The sequence below is a fragment of the Limnohabitans sp. genome, from assembly GCF_038134685.1.
GTDB lineage: Bacteria > Pseudomonadota > Gammaproteobacteria > Burkholderiales > Burkholderiaceae_C > Limnohabitans_A.
Window position 1 is genome coordinate 10,258 of sequence record NZ_JAYPVP010000010.1, and the last position, 17,579, is coordinate 27,836.

Below are 17,579 nucleotides of genomic sequence, written 5' to 3' on the forward strand. Positions count from 1 at the left end.
CTACCAATATTGCCGATGTATCTGCCGAAGCGCAGGTCATGGCGGTGGTGAGGCGTCAACGTCTGCAGGATTTTTTCTTCCATAAACTGACCTGGCTGTTTTCGATGCTGGTGCTGGTGGCTTTGCTGGGCATCATTGCCTCGCTTTTCATCACCGCCTGGCCGGCATTGTCCAAGTTTGGTGCGCACTTCATATGGCGTGTGGAGTGGGACATTGTCAATGAGGAGTTCGGTGCTGCCATAGCCATTTTTGGCACTGTCATCAGCGCCGCCATTGCTTTGCTCATAGCTGTCCCGTTGTCGTTCGGTATTGCACTGTTTTTGACCGAAAACTGTCCCGTCAAGTTGCGCCGCCCTCTGGGTACAGCCATTGAATTGCTTGCCGCGGTGCCCTCCATCATTTACGGCATGTTCGGCTTGTTCATTTTTGCGCCGCTGTTTGCGCAGTACGGTCAGCCGGCCTTGCAGTCCACGTTGGGCCAGATGCCTATTGTGGGCACTCTGTTTGGCGGTGCCATGAATGGCATCGGTATTTTGGCCGCAGGCATTGTGCTGGCCTTCATGATCTTGCCGTTCATTGCTGCCGTGATGCGCGATGTGTTTGAAATCGTGCCACCAGTGTTGCGCGAGTCGGCTTATGGGCTAGGGTGCACCACTTGGGAAGTTGTGCGCAACATCGTGTTGCCTTACACGCAAAAGGGTGTGATTGGTGGCGTCATGCTGGGCTTGGGGCGAGCGCTGGGTGAAACCATGGCCGTGACCTTTGTGATCGGTAACTCGCAACGCATCACCGGATCCTTGTTCTCGCCTGGTTCATCGATTGCTTCGACCCTTGCCAACGAATTTGGTGAGGCGGCCGACTTGCACATGTCTGCCTTGTTTGCGCTGGGCCTGCTTTTGTTTGTCATTACTTTTGTGGTGCTGGCGCTGGCCAAGCTCATGATCAGCCGAGGCGAAAAAGCCAAGGGTACCCGGACCTGAAGAAAAGAGAAGTTGTGATGGATCTCGCTATTTATCGCCGCCGCAAGCTGGTCAACCGCATTGGCTTGACGCTTTCAATGGCCGCCATGGCTTTGGGGCTGGTGGTGCTGCTCTGGATTTTGGCGGTGCTGTTCAAAAACGGTTTTTCTGCCATCGACTGGGCCATGTTCACCCAATCCACGCCAGCACCGGGCTCGGAAGGTGGAGGGCTGGCCAATGCGATCGTCGGCAGTGTGCTGATGGTGGTTCTGACGGCGCTGGTGGCGACACCCATCGGCATTTTTGCCGGGGTGTACCTGGCTGAATATGGCGATCAGAGCAAGACGGCCAGCTTGACCCGTTTCGTCACTGACATCATGCTTTCTGCGCCCTCGATTGTGCTGGGTTTGTTTGTCTACGCCATTTTGGTGGCGCAGGTGAAGCACTTCTCGGGTTGGGCGGGCACGATGGCGCTGTCGCTGATCGCCATTCCTGTGGTGGTGCGTACGACGGAGAACATGCTGCGCCTCGTACCTGGCAGCCTGCGTGAGGCGGCCTTCGGTCTGGGCGCGCCACGTTGGAAAGTAGCCACTTTTGTGACCCTCCGTGCAGCCAAAGCAGGTGTCATGACAGGCCTGTTGCTCGCGCTGGCCCGTATCAGTGGCGAGACTGCACCCTTGCTCTTCACCGCGCTGAACAACCAGTTTTTCTCGACCAACATGAACGCACCCATGGCCAACTTGCCGGTGGTGATTTTCCAGTTCGCCATGAGTCCATACGACAACTGGATTCGTCTGGCCTGGGGTGGGGCATTGCTCATCACCCTGACAGTTCTGGTTCTGAACATCATTGCCCGCGTGTTCTTCCGTGACACCACGGCACGCTGATCTGCCTCTTTCAACGACAACACCATGACATCGAACACACTGACTCCCTCTGGCGTGAAGAACGCGATCGAAGTCCGGAATCTGGACTTTTTCTACGGTTCGTTCAAAGGCCTCAAGGGCATCAATCTGGACATTGCCGAGCATAAGGTCACGGCCTTCATTGGTCCGTCCGGTTGCGGCAAGTCCACATTGCTGCGCACGCTCAACCGCATGTACAGCCTCTACCCGGGTCAGCGCGCTGAGGGGCAGATCAACCTCTATGGTGACAACGTACTGGATGCCAAGCAGGATCTGAACCTGCTGCGCGCTCGGGTTGGCATGGTGTTTCAGAAACCTACGCCGTTCCCGATGTCGATTTACGACAATATTGCTTTTGGCGTGAAGCTCTACGAGAAGCTTTCGCGCTCCGAAATGGATGATCGTGTCGAGTGGGCACTTTCCAAGGCCGCCATCTGGAACGAAGTCAAGGACAAGCTGGGGCAAAGCGGTTTGTCCCTGTCGGGAGGGCAGCAGCAGCGTTTGTGCATTGCGCGCACTGTGGCTGTGAAGCCCAAAGTCATCTTGCTCGATGAGCCCACCTCTGCGCTCGATCCGATTTCCACGGCCAAGGTTGAAGAGCTGGTGCATGAACTCAAGAGCGACTACACCGTGGCCATTGTGACCCACAACATGCAGCAGGCTGCACGTGTTTCGGATTACACAGCCTATATGTACCTGGGTGAGCTGATGGAGTTTGGCCAGACCGAACAGATCTTCATGAAGCCTGCACGCCAGGAGACAGAAGATTACATCACTGGCCGCTTCGGCTGATCCTGCGACTGTCCAAGGAACAAGAAAATGGATAAACACATTTCAAGCCAATTTGATGCCGAGCTGGCTGGCATTTCTTCTCGTGTGCTGGAGCTGGGCGGCATGGTGGAGTCGCAAATTCGACATGCGGTGTATGCCTTGTCTCAATTCAGCGTGGAAGTGGCCGACCAGGTCATCACGACGGAGCGTCAAGTCAATGCACTAGAGGTTGAAATTGACCGCGAGCTCTCATCCGTCATTGCCCGCCGTCAGCCCACTGCGCGCGATTTGCGCTTGCTGATGGCTGCCTCCAAAATCACAGGTAACCTTGAGCGCGCTGGTGATGAATCCGAACGCATTGCGCGCATGGTCAAATTGATTGTGGAGCAGGGCAGCAACCGTACCTTGCCTGCATCCGAGTTGCGCATTGCTTCTGATTTGGCCTCCGGTCTGCTGCGCAAGGCGCTTGATGCGTTTGCACGCCTGGACGTCACGGCGGCTCTGAGCATCCTGAAGGAAGATGACCTGATCGACGCCGAGTTCGACGGCTTCCTGCGCAAGCTGGTGACCTACATGATGGAAGACCCGCGTACGATCTCTGCCTCACTGGATCTGCTGTTTGTGGCCAAGGCCATCGAGCGTATTGGTGACCATGCCAAGAACATTGCCGAGTTCATCATTTACGTGGTCAAGGGTGCGGACGTTCGTCACACTGCTTTGTCGGACATTGAATCTGCCGTCCAATGAGAAATCTCCCTCGTGTTCTGATTGTTGAAGACGAGCCGGCCATTGCCGAGCTGATGGCGGTCAACCTTCGGCACAACGGATTTCAGCCGATTTGGGCCATGGATGCCGTTACCGCGCAGAAAGAGCTCGACGAGATCTTGCCGGATGTCATCTTGCTGGACTGGATGCTGCCTGGTGAAAGCGGTTTGAGTCTGGCCAAAAAATGGCGTGCATCAGCCCGTAGCCAGGCGGTACCGATCTTGATGATCACCGCTCGTGGTGATGAGGCCGATCGTGTGGCTGGGCTGGAAACTGGTGCAGATGACTACATCGTCAAGCCTTTCTCGCCGCGAGAGTTGCTGGCGCGTATTCGTGCAGTTCTGCGGCGACGTGCCCCTGAGCAGTCAGCAGGCGTGGTCACGATTGGCGACTTGACCCTGGATGCAGACACCTACCGTGTCAGCTGGCAGCAACAAGCCTTGAAGGTGGGACCGACCGAGTTCAAGCTGTTGCAATACCTGATGCGCCACCCGGAACGTGTCCACAGTCGTGGTCAGCTCCTTGACAAAGTCTGGGGTGACCATGTCTTCATTGAAGAGCGCACGGTGGACGTCCACGTCAAGCGTCTGCGCGAGTCGCTGGGTGATGCGAGCGGTTTGATCGAAACGGTCCGCGGGGCCGGCTATCGACTCAAGGCCACAGGCCTGTAATATCCAGGGCATGTGGTCTGCGCTGTTTCCCTTGAGTTTGGGTGCCTTGATCGGTGCCCTGATCGGTCGTTTTACGCATCCTCTGCTCAGTACCGGAATGGGGGCATTTGCTGGTCTGACTCTGGCTCTGTTGTGGTTCCTTGCCCAAGGCAGCCGGCTTGAGCGTTGGCTGAAGTCGCCTTCTCCTGATGCGCTCAGTCGTTTGCGTGGTCCGTGGCGTGAACTCGGTGAGCGTGCCTACAGGCAGCTGCGTTTGCGCGAGCAGCAAGCGAGCAGCCAGGAAAAACGCCTGCAGGATTTTTTGTCAGCCATACAAGCCTCGCCTAATGGCGTGGTCTTGCTCGACGAGGAGGGCAAGATCGAATGGATGAACCAAACCGCGTGTGATCACCTGGGCATGCAAATTCCACGCGATCTACAGCAACACATCGTGCATCTGGTGCGTGCGCCCGCTTTCACTAAATTCTTTGCGCAGGAGCGGCACGACAAGGAGATCCAGTTTGACGCCCCCGGAACAGTCTGGGGGAAAGCTCGTCATCTGAGTTTGCACCTTCATCATTACGGGCAGGGCAAGGAACTGATGCTCACGCGCGATGTGACGGCGCTGGTGTTGGCAGACGCCATGCGGCGCGATTTTGTGGCCAATGTGTCCCATGAAATTCGTACCCCACTGACGGTCCTCGCTGGTTTTGTCGAAACCCTGCAATCCTTGCCTCTGGATGCCAGGGAGTCTGCACGATACCTGGACTTGATGGCGGTACAGGCCTCGCGGATGCAAACCTTGGTGGCAGATTTGCTGACGCTGTCCCAACTTGAAGGCAGTCCGGCCCCCGGGGCGCTGGATCTGGTGGACATGCAGCCTTTGCTCGATCAGATCGAGAGTGATGCCAAGGCTTTATCGGCTCTGCAGGCTCACAGCGAGTCACCAGTGCATCGCTTGGTGTTTGAGGCGCCTGAGGTGACTCAGGTGGAGGGCTCACGTCACGAGTTGCTGAGTGCATTCTCGAATCTGGTGAGCAACGCTGTGCGTTACACGCCTGCAGGTGGGGAAGTGCATGTGCGTGTTCGCAGAACACCTGAGGGTGGAATGGTCTTCAGTGTGCAGGACACAGGCCCGGGTATCGCGCCAGAGCACCTTCCACGATTGTCTGAACGGTTCTATCGGGTGGACCGCAGCCGATCACGAGAAACGGGTGGGACGGGTTTGGGTCTGGCCATCACCAAGCATGTGATTCAACGCCATGGCGGTAGTCTGCACATCGAAAGCCAGCTGGGCAAGGGCTCAACCTTCAGTCTTCAGATGCCCGCTTCGCGTGTGCGTTGATGGCTCACTCGCATCAACAGTATTACCAACAACACTGACACCACGGCCAAGGCCAGGGTGCTGCTGATCCAGAAGGTGTCCACTCTTGGTCGCGCAGACAAAGGTCCCAGACCCTGGTATGCCCAGCGGTAAGCCAGGCCAACCCCCACACCCCACAGCAACAGGGTATAGACCAGCAAAGGTGCAATCGTTTGACGATAGCAACGCAGCACGAAAGCGCTGATGGCCTGTAAAGCATCGCTCACATGGTAGAGCGCCACCCAGACCAGCCAGACAGCCGCCAGGGTTTGCACCTCAGTCTGTCCTGAGAAAAGGCGACTGATGGGCTCGCGGCCCAACCACAAAGCCAGAGCACACAACAACGATAGCGCCAAGCCCAGGTGCAGGCCGGTCAAGGCACTTTTCCTGGCGCGCGAGGCCTGGCCCGCGCCCAGCCAGCAGCCCGTGCGGGCGCTGGTTGCGATGCCCAAAGACAAGGGCACCATGTACAGGACGGCTGCCAATGTGGCGGCAATCTGGTGACTGGCGGAGGCCAGAGCGCCCAAGCGGGCGATGAACAAGGCCATCAAGGTGAAAGACGTGACTTCAACCATGATGGACAAACCTGCGGGCACGCCCAAATGTAAAAAACGTTTGAGTTGTGTCCAGTCGGGCGGGGATAAATGTTGAAACAGCCGATAGGGTTTGTACACGTCCAGTCGCCATAACCACCAGACACCACAGGCGAGCATGAACAGGTTCACAAACAGTGTGGCCCAGGCGCAGCCCTGTGCGCCCAATTCCGGCAAACCCATCACACCAAAGGTCAGGGCCCATGACAGCGGCACCTTGAGCGCCAGACCTGCTGCCTGAAGCCAAGTGACCAGCCTGGCATGGCACAGGGCCTGGTTCAATGTGCCGTAGAGCCGAAACAGTAAAGAGGGTGCCAGAGCGATAGACAAAATGTTCAGGTAGCCCTCAACCTGCAGCCACAACTCAAGGGGTACCTGAGTCCATTGCAGCCACAGCTGGGGCCAGAATAGACAGGGAAAACCTATGCCGAAAGCCAGCGTGGCAATGTATAGAGCTTGACGTACCGAGGGGCCAATCTCTTGGTCTTTGCCAGCACCTCGCAACTCGGCCCATACGGGCAGCAGAGACTGCAGCATGCCGTTGAGGCCCACGTACACGCTGATGTAGATAGACGTCGCCAAGGACATGACCGCCAGTGCCTGGGCCGAATATTGTCCGGCGATGATGGTGTCGGCCACACTGAAACCCATGACCGCCCACTGGCCGACCAGGACCGTGCCGGCGTGGCGGGCAATCGCCCGCAGGTCCGTTCGGTTCATGGGCCTCGGCGACGGAATACGGCAATCCATTCGTTGCCATCGGTGGGGCGCTGCACGTTGCTGACCAGCTCCCATTGTGTCAAGAGATCATCGGTGACGGCCAGGTCTTGCACGCGGGAGTTCATGAACATCCAGGCGCAAGTGGCTTGAGATGCGATGTGGGGTTTGAGCTCGTAGCCGGCGTGAAGCCTCAAACCCGTGACCTGGGCTGGCGTCATACCAATGTACTGAACACAGCCATTGGGTTCGACCAGGGCCACGAGCTTTCGACTGAGTGGCGCATAGCTGCGGGCGTAGTCCAACAGGGGCAGCCATAGCGTCATCAGCAGCAACCAGCACAATGCTGCGCCTCCTGCGGGCAGGGCCATGCTTTTCCAAAGAGCGGCGCGATGGCGTCCAATGCGCCAGCGTACCAGAGCGATCCAGCACAAAGTGGCGATCACAGCCAGGGCAAAGGGGATGAGCGAAAAACCAGGTTCAAAACCAGGGGCCAGGCGTGCGACGTTGGCCGCAGGTTGTTTCGGGAAGCCGGTTTGCATGGCGAACCACACCACCCAGATGGTCAATACGCAGACCGTGAAAAAAAGCAAAGTGAACCAGTCTATGAAGGCGCTCAGGCCCCGGTTGAGCGTGGGCAATGCAAAGGCGGCCAATGCAGCGAGGGCAGGCAGACTCAGGAGCAAAGCGCGATCGGACAGGCCGGTCAGCCAGGTGGTGCCGACGGTGACCAAGGCAAACCACAGCGGCAATGACAAATGCGGTGTGTGCCAAGGCTGGCGAAGAGCATGGCGCCAGCGCCACAAAGACCAAAGCACCAGGGGCCAGGCCGGCCAAGTGAACCACAGCAGCAGTTTGGCCCAGCTGACCAGTTCGGCCCCGCGGTCTGCTTGCAGGCGCCAACGCCAAAGATCCAGACTGCCTGCCAAGGTGACGCACATCAGGGTAATGAGGAGCATCAGTCCCAGATCAAGAGCGCGTGCGCGTGTACTGGCCGCCAGCACAGCGGTGCCCCCCAAGCCAAGAAGCAAAGACATGGTGGGGCCACCTGACAGAGTCAGACCCAACATGCCCGCTGCCATGGCCAATAATGCAGCCTGTCTATGGCGTGTGTGGTTGCTGAGTGCAAAAAAAACCAGGCTGGCGCAGGCCAGTTGACTCAGGGCGGCGGTGGTTTCGTGGCCCAGGCGAGCCAAGCCAAGACAGGCGATCAGGGCAAGCAGGCCACCATCGGCCAAGGCGCGGGCATAGTCCGCTGGCCTTGCTTCACCTCCAAAAGCAAAAGCCACAGGCTGCGCTTGCGGGTGACGTGCCAACGCGTAAATGGCGTACCAAGTGCACACCAATGTCAGCAACAGCAAGCCAGCAAAGGGAACGCGCGCTGCCAGTTCAGGCGAAAGCCATGGCATGGCCTTGATGGCTATGGCGCCCAGCCAGTAAGGCAGCAAAGCCAGATCGGTATCTGTTTGTCCCAAAAGGGTAGGGCGTAACCAGGAGGCATTTTCGCCTGCCGCGGGCGATGCCAGCTGCCAGATGAAACCGAAGGCTTGCAGGTCGTCCGTTTTCCAGGCAGTACGTCCCACAAAGCCTGAAAGCACATAGGCCAGGCTCAGCAGCCACAGGGCAGCGCGGGGTAGCCTGCGTACAGCATGCTGTGCAACGATGGCGGGGCTAGGGGCGTTCACGGGCGTAACGATAGCAGTTTGGCGGGTTCAAAACAAAAGGGCAGGCCGGTTGCCCGGGCTGCCCTTTGCGAAAGGAAGAACGCCTTATTTGGACAGGGCGGTCTTGCCGAAACGGTTGCGGAAGCGCTCCACGCGGCCGCCCATGTTGTCCACCGACTTTTGGGTGCCGGTGTAGAAGGGGTGCGATTCGCTGGTGGTATCGAGCTTGAACAGCGGCAGTTCGCGGCCTTCAAATTCGATGGTTTCCTTGGTGTTGACGCAGGAACGGGTCACGAACTTGAAGCCGTTGGACATGTCCTGGAAGCACACTTCACGGTAGTTGGGGTGAATGCCCTCTTTCATGGTTTTTCCTTTTAAACCACGGTAGCCACGCCCCGGACCATTCCCGGACGCACTTTCCGCAAAACCTGTGATTATAGGGGATTAACCCCCGCGGCGCATCATGTCGAAGAACTCGGAGTTGTTCTTGGTGGCCTTCATGCTCTTGAGCACCATTTCCATCGCCTCGATTTCGTCCATGTTGTACATGAACTGACGCAGGATACGCGTCTTTTGCAGTACTTCGGGCTGCAGAAGCAGCTCTTCGCGGCGGGTGCCGCTGCGGTTGAGGTTGATGGCCGGGAACACGCGCTTTTCGTAGAGGCGTCGCTCGAGGTGGATTTCGCTGTTGCCGGTGCCCTTGAATTCTTCAAAGATCACCTCGTCCATGCGGCTTCCGGTGTCGACCAGCGCGGTGGCGATGATGGTCAGGCTGCCGCCTTCTTCCACATTGCGTGCTGCGCCAAAGAAACGCTTGGGACGCTGCAGGGCGTTGGCATCCACACCGCCAGTCAGCACCTTGCCGGAGCTGGGCACCACGTTGTTGTAGGCGCGGGCCAGTCGGGTGATGGAGTCCAACAGGATCACCACGTCTTTTTTCAGTTCGACCAGGCGCTTGGCGCGCTCGATCACCATTTCGGCCACGTGCACATGGCGGGCAGCGGGCTCGTCAAAGGTGGAGGAGATGACTTCGCCGCGCACGCTGCGTTGCATCTCGGTCACTTCTTCAGGGCGCTCGTCGACCAGCAGCACCATCAGATGCACATCGGGGTAGTTGGCGGTGATGGCGTGGGCAATGTTTTGCATCATCACCGTCTTGCCCGACTTGGGCTGAGCCACGATCAGGGCACGCTGGCCACGGCCGATGGGGGCGATGATGTCGATCACGCGGCTGGTGATGTTTTCCTCGCCTTTGATGTCGCGCTCCAGACGCATCTGCTCTTTGGGGAACAGGGGCGTCAGGTTTTCGAACATGACTTTGTGTTTGTTGTTTTCGGGCAGGCCATCGTTGACCTTGTCGAGCTTGGTCAGGGCAAAGTAGCGCTCGCCGTCTTTGGGGATGCGCACCTCGCCTTCGATCATGTCGCCGGTGTGCAGGTTGAAGCGGCGCACCTGGCTGGGGCTGATGTAGATGTCGTCGGTGCTGGCGGTGTAGCTGGTGTCGGGGCTGCGCAAAAAGCCGAAACCGTCGGGCAGGATTTCCAGCACGCCATCGGCGAACACTTGCTCACCGGCTTTGGCGCGTTTTTTGATGATGGCAAACATCAGCTCCTGCTTGCGCATGCGGCCTGTGTTCTCGATTTCGAGTTCTTCGGCTTGCTTGAGGAGTTCTGACACGTGTTGTGCCTTGAGTTCATTCAAATGCATGGAATTTGACCTGCGGTAAGTGGCTGCAGCGAGCAGTCACGTGAATAAATAACCAGGGGGAAAGCGATGTTCAGGTCCGGAAAGCCAGTTTAGGGTCCGGCGGAACTGACCCGGTGATAACCGGGTAAGAGGAATTATGACAGGTTTTTGAGCCCAAACAGGCAGAAAAAACGGGGCTCAAGCCCCGTTTTTGAGTCCAGATCCGGCGAATCAGGCCAGTTGCTGGTCAATGAAGGCGGTCAACTGGGCCTTGCTCATGGCGCCCACCTTGGTCGCAGCCAGCTGACCGGCTTTGAACACCATCAGCGTAGGAATGCCACGGATGCCGAACTTGGCCGGAATGTCACGGTTTTCGTCCACGTTCATCTTGGCGATCTGCACCTTCCCCTGGTAGGCGGTGGCCACTTCGTCCAGGATCGGAGCGATCATTTTGCAGGGACCGCACCATTCGGCCCAGAAGTCCACCACCACGGGTTGTGCGGCTTGCAGGACGTCGGCTTCGAAGCTGCTGTCGGAAACGTGTTTGATCAGATCGCTGGCCATGGCGTTAATACCTTGTCGAAAAAGGGAGAGTGAAATGAAAATTGATGGCTTATTTTGACAGAAACCACCGAGAGTGTCTGGCGAGCCATGGGGCAATTTTCTTGATCACAGTGAAAAGGTTACAAATGGTGTAACAAATGGCTGTAACAAATGCTCACAAGCAAAGCCGCCATCCCCTCCACAAACCGGGGCGAAATCAGTATCTTACGAACCATCCCGACTTGTGGAAACGACATGAAACACATTCAGACTGACGCTTATCAGCAAGCCTTGGCCCAAGCCTCAAAAGCCTTTATGGTGGCCATGGGGCAGCAGGGCTACGCCGTCAGGGATTATCCGGAAAACTTTATCGAAGCCCTGCGCAGCCAAACGCAACTGGCTTTTGAGCCCAATGCTCGTGCGCAACGCAGTGGTGTGATGGGTGATGAGGGTGTTCGTAAAGCCAAAGTCACCCGTTTGCCCGTCCGTGGCGTGGGCAGGGCGCGCGTCGCGGCCTGAAATCTTCTTGGGGGATGGGTGACGAGCCTTGACCCCGGCACTGGATTCACGGTTAGGGCTGCTCGGTTCCCCGCCTGACCCGGTTGGCCGCTTCACCATGCGGGAAGGCCCGTCGAGAGTTATTGTAGGGCAGGATCGACCCTCGGCAGCACTTATCCCTCATGTAAAACTGTTTTCAGGGCAAACGGCGCATATTGCTTTCTGCGATGTCAGCAGCCGATAGAATGCCCGGATGTCTTATCTCGTCCTGGCGCGCAAATACCGTCCTCAAAACTTCACCGAAATGGTGGGGCAAGAGCACGTTGTTCAAGCCTTGACCAACGCTTTGGTGCAGCAGCGTTTGCATCATGCCTATTTGTTCACTGGTACGCGAGGCGTGGGCAAGACCACGGTGTCGCGCATTTTGGCCAAGTCGCTCAACTGCCAAGGCGCAGACGGGCAGGGGGGCATCACCGCCGAGCCGTGTGGCGTGTGCCAGGCTTGCCGCGACATTGATGCCGGGCGTTTTGTGGATTACACCGAACTCGACGCGGCCTCGAACCGGGGTGTGGACGAGGTGCAAAGCCTGCTGGAACAAGCGGTGTACAAGCCTGTGCAGGGGCGCTTCAAGGTCTTCATGATCGACGAGGTGCACATGCTCACGAACACCGCGTTCAACGCGATGCTCAAGACACTGGAAGAGCCGCCCGAATACCTCAAGTTTGTACTGGCCACGACCGACCCGCAAAAAGTGCCTGTCACCGTGTTGTCACGCTGCCTGCAGTTCAATTTGCGGCCAATGGCACCTGAGACTGTGCTTGAGCACTTGACCCGGGTACTGGCGCAGGAAAACATCGAAGCCGAAACCGGCGCGCTGCGTTTGCTGGCGCGCGCAGCACGTGGTTCCATGCGTGATGCTCTAAGCTTGACCGATCAGGCCATTGCCTACGCCAGCGGTGCTCTGCGTGAAGCCGCAGTCCGTCAAATGCTGGGCAGCGTAGACCAAGGGCATGTGTACGACCTGATTGAGGCGTTGACTCAGGCGCAGGCCGCCCAAGTGGTTGCCTTGGTGAACGCTTTGCGTGTGCAGGGCGTCTCTGCCGCTGCAACGCTCGAAGACATGAGCCTAGCGCTGCAGCGCATGGCTGTGGCACAGTGGGCCGGACAGCCTGCCTCGTTGGATGATGATCCCGATGGGCATCGCTTGATGGACCTGGCAGAACGTATGGATCCGCAGGAAACACAGCTGCTCTATAACCTGTGCTTGCATGGACGCCAGGAGCTGGGGCTGGCGCCTGACGAATACGCAGGGTTGACCATGGTGCTTTTGCGCTTGCTGGCTTTCAAGCCTGCAGCAGTGGCGCAACTGGCTCAAAAAAAAAGTCCTGAGAACCGCCTGAGCGCGCCTGCAGTTGCTGTTGTTTCTGTGCCCGTAGTGCATGCACCATCGCCTGTGCAGCGTACCGATGCGGTTGTCAACACTGCAGCCAGGATACAGTCGATTCCCGTACGCGAGCAAAATGCGCCCTCTTCGCGGACTGATCGTCCAAGCGCAGAGCAAGCGCCTGCAGTGCAGGAAACCGCATTGGGCACGCTCTGGTTTGAGCTGATTCGCCAGCTGATGGCGCAAGAACAGATCAATGCTTTGCCACGGGAACTGGCTTTGCAGTCGCAGCTGGTGGAGCAAACCGATGGGCTTTGGCGTTTGTGCCTGGAAAAAGAATCCTTGAACACGCCCAATGCGCGCGAAAAACTGCAAATGGTGGTTCAGGCAGCAGGTCATGCTGTTCGTCTGGAGTGGATTGCCGGTCCGGTGGTCGATACACCAGCCAAGCGGCTTGGCGTGCTGGCCGCTGAAAAAATGCAAGCTGCTCAGGACTTGATTGGCCAAGACCCGCTGGTGCAAAACATGATCAACAACTACGGTGCAAAAATTGTGCCGGGCTCTCTCCAACCCATTTGATAAAAAAGGAACGATGATGTTCAACAAAGGACAACTGGCTGGCTTGATGAAACAGGCGCAAGCCATGCAGGACAACCTCAAGCGTGCGCAAGACGAGCTGGCTAATGTGGAGGTGCAGGGTCAGTCCGGGGGGGGGCTGGTGCAGGTGTTGATGACATGCAAACACCAGGTCCGTCGTATCACCATTGATCCAACATTGCTGGCAGATGACAAAGACATGCTCGAAGACCTTGTGGCTGCAGCTTTCAACGACGCTGTTCGCGCTGCAGAAGAAGTCTCGCAGCAAAAAATGGGCAAGCTCACTGCCGGTTTGCCTGCTGGCATGAAGCTGCCTTTCTGAACGTTCAGGACACTGGAAAAACGCAGTGGCGCAAACACACGCTCTTCAAGCCTTGGTTGAAGCTCTCAAGGGTTTGCCGGGTGTAGGCAGTAAGTCCGCCTCGCGCATGGCCTATCACTTGCTGCAGCACGACAGGCAGGCGGCGACCGTGCTTGCAGCGGCTCTGACTCAGGCCGTAAGAGATGTGCGGCATTGCAGTCAGTGCCATACCTTTACTGAGCTGGAGGTGTGTGAAACTTGCTCGGATGCGTTGCGAGATGGTGGGCAATTGTGTGTGGTCGAAACGCCTGCAGATCAGTCTGCCATTGAGCGCACCGGGACCTACAAAGGTCATTATTTTGTGCTCATGGGGAAACTCAGCCCGCTCGATGGTGTTGGCCCCAAGGATATCGGACTGCTCAAACTCAAACAGCGAGTGCAGCTGGGCACGGTTCGAGAGGTGATTTTGGCGACCAACTTCACCGCAGAAGGAGAGGCGACCGCACACGTTATTTCGGAAATGTTGCGCGCCTTCGGTATTCGCGTGTCGCGTCTGGCGCGTGGCGTACCCGCAGGTAGCGAGCTTGAGTACGTTGACTTGGGCACGATCGCGCATGCACTGGTGGACAGGCGTTAAGCGCTTGTGATGTGAGCCGGACAGGCTCAACGTTTTTTCCGTTTGCTGGCAACTCGGGTAGAGGTACGGGCGGGTGCTTTCTTGGCTGCACGGTAGGGGGCGTACAGGGTCAACTTTTGTCCAGCGTGCAGTCGTGCATTCAGGTTCAGGTTATTCCAGTTGGCCAGGTTCCCGGCCGATACGCCATGGCGGGCAGCCAATCGAGCCAGGGTATCGCCTTTGCGCGCACTGACGGCAATTTTTCGCAACACAACTTCGGGCATGAGCGAGAGCTGTGCTGAGGTGGCCAGGTGTTCTGACACATCGCTATCGAGTTCGCCTTTGCGCTGAACGATGAGGGTTGACCCCGCACGCACCAGCATACGAGGCGGTATGTTGTTTGCAGTGCGCAGGTCATTGATGTGCATGCTGACTTCTTTTGCGGCCTCCTCAAGCTTCATGTTGCGCGGCGCAACCCAGGCCGTCCAACTGGCCAATTTTTTGCCGGGGTGCCTTTCCAAATTGCGAGCGAAGGTCTCGGCATTGTCCCAAGGCAGCAGAATTTGCGGGGTGCCCGCTGCAAGAATGACCGGGTGCTTGAAGGATGGATTGAGCATCCTGAAGTTGTCTGTGCTGATTTCAGCCAGGCGCACGGCCAAGGCCACATCAATATCGCGGTCGATACTGACGGTTTTGAAATAGGGGTGGTTTTTGATCTCCGGCAATTCTGCGTTGAATGCCTCAGGGTTGGAGATGATGTTTTTCAGGGCCTGCAGTTTAGGCACGTAGTAACGCGTCTCTTCGGGCATGCTCAGGCTGTCGTAATCAGTGTCTTTTCCTCGTGCCTTGTTGCGGCTGATGGCTCGTCCGACATTCCCCTCTCCCCAGTTGTAGGCAGCCAATGCGAGATGCCAGTCTCCAAACATGCCGTAGAGCTTTTGCAGGTAGTCCAGTGCTGCGCGTGTGGATTCCAGCACATCACGGCGCTCATCCATGAACAGGTTTTGTTTGAGATCAAAGTGTCGCCCTGTGGCGGGCATGAATTGCCACATGCCCGCAGCCTTGGCGGTAGAGACCGCCTGAGGGTTGAAGGCAGATTCGACAAAGGGCAGGAGAGCCAGTTCCATGGGCATTTGGCGTCGTTCGAGCTCCTGAACAATATGGAAAAGATATGGGCGTGAACGTTCGATCATGCGCAACATGTAGTCCGGGCGGCTGGCGTACCAGGATTCGCGACTGTTGACACGTGCATTAACGAGGTCGGGCATGGCAAAGCCCTTGCGGATACGCTCCCAGATATCCTGCTCTTCTGGAGCCTTCAGGCCCAGTTGGGATGCTGGGCGCAGCTTCGCGGAAGAATCGACTTGCACCAATGTGGCGTCATTGCTGGAAGCCTCGGCTGTCGCTTTGGTTGAGGTGTTGGTGATGGGAGTGACGCTGGCGCAGCCGGACAAAATGACCAGTGCGAACAGGGGCAGCACCATGAGGATGCGGCGCAAGGATATTCGAATGAATGGGAAGTGCATGGGACGATTCAAAATTCGTTTTTCCACTCACGCAAGGTGGCAAAAACTTCGGTGTCGGAGTTCAGTTGAGGTGTTCGCTGCAGTGCACTTTGCCGTACCGCTGGCTGTTGAACACGCAAGAAGGGGTTGATCTGTAACTCAAGCCCAATCGTGGAGGGCAGAGTCGGTCGATCGTTTGCACGCAAGGACTGGCAATGGATCGTGTGGCGTGCAATATCTGTGTTTTCCGGTTCCACGGTTTGCGCAAAGCGCAGATTCGATAGGGTGTACTCGTGAGCGGGACAGACCCGTGTTTGTGAAGGCAAGTGGGCCAGTTTTTGTAAAGACGCGTGCATTTGCGCTGCGGTGCCTTCGAACAGTCGACCACAGCCCGCGCTGAACAGGGTGTCGCCGCAAAACAAGATCGGGTCTTGGCCTGGGATGTTGGCGATCCACGCTATATGCCCAGCGGTATGGCCAGGCACTTGCAACACGTGCAAACGCACGCCCTGCCAAAGCAGCTCGTCATTGTCACGAACAGCATGGTGGGCGTAATTTGCAGGTTCGGACGCCGGAGCATGGACTTTTGCTGCTGTGGCGTTCAGCAGTTGTTTGATCCCGCCAGTATGATCGCCATGGTGATGGGTCACCAGAATATGGTCAAGAGCGATGCCGGGGTGTTGCGCCAGCCACTCGAGCACCTCATGGGCGCTGCCTGGGTCGACCACCAAAGCGTGCTGATCGTCGTGCAGCAGCCAGATGTAGTTGTCGGTGAATGCGGGTAAAGCAACAAGTTTCATGAAGACTTCTATTATAGAAAATGTGCCTCCATTGATGCCTTGGTTGCCGTGGCTGACCGTGTCGCAACGTAAGGTTTTGCAACAATGGGAGCAGTCCGAGCTGGATGCTGCAGTGGTGGACGCTTTTGGTTTCCATGCTCTGCAATTGGCCGGTCTCGATTTGGAGGCTTTGCGCGTCAACCGTATGCCTCACCGTTGGGTAGTGTCTACCGAGTTCGAAACTTCGTCGGGGTCTGCTGATGCGCAGGCCTGTGTAGATACGATGGCTTGGCCTTGGGCTCAGGACAGCCTGGACTTGGTGTGTATGCCTCATGTCCTGGAGCGTTCACACAACCCGCATGCCACCTTGCGTGAGGCGCACCGGGTCTTGATGCCCGAAGGGCGGCTGGTGTTGACGGCGATCAACCCCTGGAGCGTCTGGGGGGGGAAGTACAAAAATTGGCGCAGGCAGTACACGGCGGGTGTAGATGGCACGCCGGTGCAGTTGTTGAGCGCTGGGCGACTGAAGGACTGGTTGCGCTTGCTGGGTTTTGAAATTGAGCGATGCAGCTATGGCTTGTGGTTGACTGGCGCCGGTCATCAGTCAGCCCATCGGGTGACGCGCTGGCTGGATCGGCGAATGGCGAGCCTGGCCGAGCCGTTGGGCAGTGTGTACTGCATGGTGGCGATCAAGAAGGTGCAGGGCATGAGGCTGATCAAGGGTGCCAGCTGGAGGCCTGCAGCTGCCGGGCAGGTGGCTGCAGTGCCCATGGCTCGCGTGTCCGTCAGCACGGATCCTGCTTCAAACTACCAAAAGGAAAGCGCGCAAGATGCTTAACCATGTTCAGATTCATACCGATGGAGCGTGCAAGGGTAACCCTGGTCCCGGCGGTTGGGGGGTTCGCCTGCAGTCAGGTACCAATGTCAAAGAGTTGCATGGCGGCGAAGCTCAGACCACTAATAACCGAATGGAGTTGATGGCGGTCATCGAGGCGTTGCGAGCACTCAAGCGTCCTTGTCGGGTCAGCCTCTATCTGGACAGTGAGTACGTGCGCAAAGGCATCACGGAGTGGATTCATGGCTGGAAGGCCAGAGGCTGGAAAACGGCGGCCAAACAACCTGTCAAGAATGCTGAACTCTGGCAGACCCTGGACACCCTGGTGCATGGTTCCCAGCATCAAATAGAGTGGCATTGGGTCAAGGGGCACGCGGGCGATCCTGGAAACGAGCGTGCTGACGAGTTGGCCAATATGGGCGTGGCGCAGGTTTTGCGCTGAACGGCG

19 protein-coding genes and 1 other RNA gene are annotated in these 17,579 nt (G+C 57.5%); 12 read left to right on the forward strand and 8 right to left on the reverse strand.

Annotated features, from left to right (window positions below):
• Nucleotides 1-38: 38 nt before the first annotated feature.
• From pstC to phoR, 6 genes are read left to right on the forward strand one after another with little or no spacing between them, the layout of a single operon-like run.
• Nucleotides 39-980 carry a phosphate ABC transporter permease subunit PstC gene (gene pstC / locus AAFM15_RS05930; RefSeq protein ID WP_341685858.1) on the forward strand — a complete coding sequence of 314 codons (942 nt, stop codon included), beginning with the start codon at nt 39-41 and terminating at the stop codon, nt 978-980.
• Between the two features lie 17 nt (nt 981-997).
• Entirely contained in the window at nt 998-1,846 is an 849-nt protein-coding gene (gene pstA / locus AAFM15_RS05935; RefSeq protein WP_341685787.1) for a phosphate ABC transporter permease PstA, read from the forward strand.
• Nucleotides 1,847-1,870: 24 nt separating this feature from the next.
• On the forward strand, nt 1,871-2,656 hold the full coding sequence (gene pstB / locus AAFM15_RS05940; RefSeq protein WP_341685788.1) for a phosphate ABC transporter ATP-binding protein PstB: 786 nt from the start codon (nt 1,871-1,873) through the stop codon (nt 2,654-2,656).
• 27 nt (nt 2,657-2,683) lie between these two features.
• Complete coding sequence (phoU, locus tag AAFM15_RS05945; protein WP_341685789.1) at nt 2,684-3,382, forward strand: phosphate signaling complex protein PhoU; 699 nt, start codon at nt 2,684-2,686, stop codon at nt 3,380-3,382.
• On the forward strand, nt 3,379-4,071 hold the full coding sequence (gene phoB, locus AAFM15_RS05950) for a phosphate regulon transcriptional regulator PhoB (protein ID WP_341685790.1): 693 nt from the start codon (nt 3,379-3,381) through the stop codon (nt 4,069-4,071). The genes phoU and phoB overlap by 4 nt, the downstream gene beginning before the upstream one ends.
• A gap of 10 nt (nt 4,072-4,081) precedes the next feature.
• A complete protein-coding gene (phoR, locus tag AAFM15_RS05955; RefSeq protein WP_341685791.1) occupies nt 4,082-5,395 on the forward strand; it encodes a phosphate regulon sensor histidine kinase PhoR in 1,314 nt (437 codons plus the stop codon).
• Here phoR and AAFM15_RS05960 read toward each other — a convergent pair.
• The 5 genes from AAFM15_RS05960 to trxA all read right to left on the reverse strand — a co-directional run bounded on the left by AAFM15_RS05960 (nt 5,368) and on the right by trxA (nt 10,637).
• Entirely contained in the window at nt 5,368-6,726 is a 1,359-nt protein-coding gene (locus tag AAFM15_RS05960; RefSeq protein ID WP_341685792.1) for an MATE family efflux transporter, read from the reverse strand. The genes phoR and AAFM15_RS05960 overlap by 28 nt on opposite strands.
• Entirely contained in the window at nt 6,723-8,408 is a 1,686-nt protein-coding gene (locus AAFM15_RS05965; protein ID WP_341685793.1) for a hypothetical protein, read from the reverse strand. Before AAFM15_RS05965 ends, AAFM15_RS05960 begins: the two co-directional genes overlap by 4 nt.
• Nucleotides 8,409-8,492: 84 nt before the next feature.
• Entirely contained in the window at nt 8,493-8,750 is a 258-nt protein-coding gene (locus AAFM15_RS05970; protein ID WP_341685794.1) for a type B 50S ribosomal protein L31, read from the reverse strand.
• A gap of 81 nt (nt 8,751-8,831) precedes the next feature.
• On the reverse strand, nt 8,832-10,094 hold the full coding sequence (gene rho / locus AAFM15_RS05975; protein ID WP_341685795.1) for a transcription termination factor Rho: 1,263 nt from the start codon (nt 10,092-10,094) through the stop codon (nt 8,832-8,834).
• Between the two features lie 210 nt (nt 10,095-10,304).
• Complete coding sequence (gene trxA, locus AAFM15_RS05980) at nt 10,305-10,637, reverse strand: thioredoxin TrxA (RefSeq protein ID WP_341685796.1); 333 nt, start codon at nt 10,635-10,637, stop codon at nt 10,305-10,307.
• A 234-nt stretch (nt 10,638-10,871) separates the two neighbouring features.
• Here trxA and AAFM15_RS05985 point away from each other — a divergent pair, with 234 nt between their 5' ends.
• The gene (locus AAFM15_RS05985; protein WP_341685797.1) at nt 10,872-11,135 is read left to right on the forward strand and encodes a hypothetical protein; all 264 of its coding nucleotides are present in this window, start codon (nt 10,872-10,874) and stop codon (nt 11,133-11,135) included.
• Between the two features lie 17 nt (nt 11,136-11,152).
• Here the strand turns inward: AAFM15_RS05985 and ffs are convergent.
• Nucleotides 11,153-11,249, reverse strand: an RNA gene (gene ffs / locus AAFM15_RS05990) — signal recognition particle sRNA small type.
• Nucleotides 11,250-11,367: 118 nt separating this feature from the next.
• Between ffs and dnaX the strand changes: the two genes are divergently transcribed.
• The 3 genes from dnaX to recR are packed head-to-tail and all read left to right on the forward strand — an operon-like array spanning nt 11,368 to nt 14,033.
• Nucleotides 11,368-13,077: a DNA polymerase III subunit gamma/tau gene (dnaX, locus tag AAFM15_RS05995; protein ID WP_341685798.1), complete on the forward strand. Its 1,710-nt coding sequence runs from the start codon at nt 11,368-11,370 to the stop codon at nt 13,075-13,077.
• 16 nt (nt 13,078-13,093) lie between these two features.
• A complete protein-coding gene (locus AAFM15_RS06000; protein ID WP_341685859.1) occupies nt 13,094-13,417 on the forward strand; it encodes a YbaB/EbfC family nucleoid-associated protein in 324 nt (107 codons plus the stop codon).
• Between the two features lie 25 nt (nt 13,418-13,442).
• Nucleotides 13,443-14,033: a recombination mediator RecR gene (gene recR, locus AAFM15_RS06005; protein ID WP_341685799.1), complete on the forward strand. Its 591-nt coding sequence runs from the start codon at nt 13,443-13,445 to the stop codon at nt 14,031-14,033.
• A 26-nt stretch (nt 14,034-14,059) separates the two neighbouring features.
• On the opposite strand, the gene AAFM15_RS06010 is transcribed toward recR, so the two are convergent.
• Both AAFM15_RS06010 and gloB read right to left on the reverse strand, forming a co-directional pair.
• Nucleotides 14,060-15,538 carry a transglycosylase SLT domain-containing protein gene (locus tag AAFM15_RS06010; protein ID WP_341685800.1) on the reverse strand — a complete coding sequence of 493 codons (1,479 nt, stop codon included), beginning with the start codon at nt 15,536-15,538 and terminating at the stop codon, nt 14,060-14,062.
• 8 nt (nt 15,539-15,546) lie between these two features.
• On the reverse strand, nt 15,547-16,317 hold the full coding sequence (gloB, locus tag AAFM15_RS06015) for a hydroxyacylglutathione hydrolase (protein WP_341685801.1): 771 nt from the start codon (nt 16,315-16,317) through the stop codon (nt 15,547-15,549).
• A gap of 34 nt (nt 16,318-16,351) precedes the next feature.
• Between gloB and AAFM15_RS06020 the strand changes: the two genes are divergently transcribed.
• Together AAFM15_RS06020 and rnhA are read left to right on the forward strand one after the other, a co-directional pair.
• Nucleotides 16,352-17,134: a methyltransferase domain-containing protein gene (locus AAFM15_RS06020; protein WP_341685802.1), complete on the forward strand. Its 783-nt coding sequence runs from the start codon at nt 16,352-16,354 to the stop codon at nt 17,132-17,134.
• Complete coding sequence (rnhA, locus tag AAFM15_RS06025) at nt 17,127-17,573, forward strand: ribonuclease HI (protein ID WP_341685803.1); 447 nt, start codon at nt 17,127-17,129, stop codon at nt 17,571-17,573. Before AAFM15_RS06020 ends, rnhA begins: the two co-directional genes overlap by 8 nt.
• Nucleotides 17,574-17,579 lie beyond the last annotated feature (6 nt).